Annotated in this window: 2 protein-coding genes and 1 pseudogene; 1 reads left to right on the plus strand and 2 read right to left on the minus strand. The window is 53.8% G+C overall.

Annotation, left to right across the window (positions count from 1 at the left end):
* Nucleotides 1-145: 145 nt before the first annotated feature.
* A pseudogene (locus tag BMZ47_RS28355) lies at nt 146-529 on the plus strand (transposase); the annotation flags it as partial.
* 61 nt (nt 530-590) lie between these two features.
* On the opposite strand, the gene BMZ47_RS27665 reads toward BMZ47_RS28355, so the two are convergent.
* Entirely contained in the window at nt 591-1,754 is a 1,164-nt protein-coding gene (locus BMZ47_RS27665) for a glycosyltransferase family 4 protein (protein WP_167369125.1), read from the minus strand.
* A 4-nt stretch (nt 1,755-1,758) separates the two neighbouring features.
* Nucleotides 1,759-3,217, minus strand: a 1,459-nt coding sequence (locus tag BMZ47_RS27670) for a glycosyltransferase (protein ID WP_208601128.1), incomplete at its 5' end; no start/stop codon positions are given.

Raw genomic sequence — 3,217 nt, forward strand, 5'->3', positions numbered from 1 at the left:
GCCCTGGGCGGCTTGACGCCCCGAGCCTTCGCCAACCAAGCTGTCACAGCCCGAGAACTTGCATAGGTCGTGGACCATAAACCGGGTCAACTCCATCCTGGCCAAAAACCATACCAAAGGGTGGACCACTTCAATGGGGGCGGATCAGATCCATGTGCTGGTGGATGCCGAGGGTCGTCCGGTCACGCTGAAGATTACACCCGGCCAAGCGCGTGACTGGCGCTCGGTGGCCGACATGCTGGGCGGGTTGGGCGCGGCGCAGATCCTGCTGGGTGACTGGGCCTACGACAGCGACGCGTTGCAAGCCCGGATGGTCGAGCAGAGCGGATGGGCCACCGTGAAGCCGATGCCCAACCGTAAACAGATGCTGGCCTTGAGCCCGATCCTGTAAAAAGACCGCAAGTTAGTCGAGTGCTCCTTCGGCAACAGCAAGAACTTCCGCGCCGTCGCCACGTGCTACGACAAGGACTCAAACAACCTCCTCACCAGCATCAAGCTTGCAGCCGTTCGCCTCTGGTTACGAGCTTTATGGCTCCGCGATCTATCGGGGCCCCACGGCAATGTGCGAACGCCCGATCTGATCAAGATAGTTACGTAAGACGACTAACATCCACCCCGCTCTGGATTTTTCTCAACGCCGACCAGCGGGACAAAAACGTATCATACGCCCCGGATTTTGATTCTTGGTCGATCAAAAGAAGAGAGGAATGGATGTCCTGCGCGAACCGACTCCAAGTAAATTTGCTTGCATGATTGCGCCCAATTGCGGAAGCGCGCTGTCGTAGATGCGGATCCCGAAGTTGCGTAAGTGCGTCATACAAGCCCGCCCTTGAAAAGGCATCAATGATCAACGCGCCGCTATGTGGCGTGATTTCTCCTAAAGAACCAAGCGCAGTCGTGATGACAGGACATCCACACGCCATGGCCTCAATGACCGGCAACCCGAATCCCTCGTAGAGCGAGGGGTAGACCAGGGCGGATGCGCCCGAATAGGCCACCGCTAATTCTTGGTCATCCGCTTCGATCCTCTTGACACTCACGGCGGACGGCAACGTGTTCAGGACGTCTTGGTTGACCTCCTTCTCGCCACCGATACACAGGACGTCGAAATCTTCGACCCCGTACTCGGATATAGTATCGAATAAGAGGGCCGCATTCTTGTAGTTCTTATTCTGCTCTCGCTTTCCTACAAGGATCAGGTAGTTTTCCCTCACACCATTCGCGACGCGAAATCTGGTCAGATCGGATCCGTCGCGTGGATAGAAGACTGATGCATCGCAGCCAGGATACGAAACCATTGTGTCGCCTGCATTGAGTTCGGGATAGAACTCCATGAGATCTTCACGCGTCCGATTCGAGATCGCTACTAGCTTTCGGGCGAAGGCGATGGCGTTCTCCTTCTCCTTCCACATCCGCGCGGTCAGGTCGAAGCCAAACCGCTCCGGAATCATATCGTAAACGATCTGCAGCGAAGGGGTCGTTAGGGGCGTAGTATAGTAAGTTGACAGAAAGACGTCTGCGCCATGGAAATCGCAGACTCGCTGTATCATTATCGAGTCATCTGCGCTGTAGGCTTCCGAGTATCGGGGGAATGGGATCGCCGTCACATTCTCAATCACCGGTGACCGACCGCGGTCGAGCAAAAAAATCGTTAGGGCGTCGTTCCGCGCCAGTTCCCCTAGAAGCGATCGCCAAAGACGCGCGATGCCCGTCGTTTCAAGCTGGAAAAAAACTCCGTCGACTACTAAGCGCATGCTGTCAGCCCTTCCGGCGTGAATTGATAGATACCGCCCGCAATGCTTGCTGGACCATTGCATAGCGGTCCGTCGTCGGGATGTCGGAACCGGACAGCTCTTCGAGCTTCGTTTTCAGATCGGCCTTCCTCATGGTTAAGAAGGGAGAGATCAGGCGTCGATTCAGTCGTCTTGTCGTATCATTCGCTTCTACTACGCCTCGCGTGTCAGCACTTGTCGAGAGGCCTTTCGGATTAACGTAATAGGCAACCGTGGGGCGATTAATTTTGTAAAAACATTTTTCGGCAATGGCGCATCGCATCCAGAATTCGAAATCTGCTGCCGATTTATAGTCATTGTTGAACATCCCGACATCGTCATGGAGCGAGCGCCGCCACATAGGCCCATTGTGCGGCAGATTGAACTCAAGTAAATTATATCGACTGACAATGGGCAGGTCCGTCTTAAAACCTAGTGATTTGATTTCGTCGAACGACAGGGCTGGGTCGAAAGAATAATAGACGTCTTGATAAACGACATCTACGAACGGGAGTGCATCCAGAGCTGAGGCCTGGACCTCCAAACTATCGACTGCGCGACAGTCGTCTAAGTTTGCATTGGTGCAGTACAGACCCGATGCAAGTTGGACTCCCAGGTTCCATGCCTCGTAAATTCCGATGCGATAGTTCATCCTCCTATAAATAATATTTCTAAAATTATCTTGATAACGCTTAATCGTTTTCTCCTCCTGTTCAGGCGAATCGGCATCGATGATGATCAACTCGCAATCGTCGAAAATTGACTGCTGAGTAATATTTTCCATAAAATCTTCAATAAAATCGCCGCCTTTGTAGAGGCTGGTAATGATGCTGACGCGAGGTTTGCACGAGCTCTTGATGTAGGGAAACCTGTCAATCGTGGTTTGTTCGCTGGAACGGCTGTTGGGGGGGGGCGATGCGATCCTACGTTCGGTCCAGATGCCGAGGTCGATGAATTGGTTCTTGCCGTACAGGTAGGCACGGGAGGGATCGTTGGATTGTTGTGCTTTCGCCGGCGGCGATAGGATCATCTGTGATTTGTAGACGAATAGGCTTTCGACGATGTCTCTCACGGTGGCCTGATTGGCCTCTATCATATGAGAATAATGTTGTATTTCATGAGGAGCCGCACCACGGGCTAGAATAATTTCGTAGGCTAGCTGGACTGCGGTTGCCGGAGATGCGTCGCCAATTTGCTCCTCGATTGGCGGGATACTTGGTCCTACGGATGGGGATTCTGCCTCGGGACTTGGGGTTCGACCTTCAGCGCGTCCGTAGAGAATGTAATGATCAATCGGATCGATGCCGCTCTCGGCGACATCAGGATAGCGCGCTAAATACCATTCCGCATCGACGGCGGCGCTCAAGTTGTGGTCCGCCTCGACCTGGGCGTTTGGAAAGCGGCCCTCGAACCGTCCATTGGACAGGAAGTGCGCAGCCGGATCG

This window comes from Methylobacterium brachiatum (assembly GCF_900113845.1).
Classification (GTDB): Bacteria; Pseudomonadota; Alphaproteobacteria; order Rhizobiales; family Beijerinckiaceae; genus Methylobacterium; species Methylobacterium brachiatum.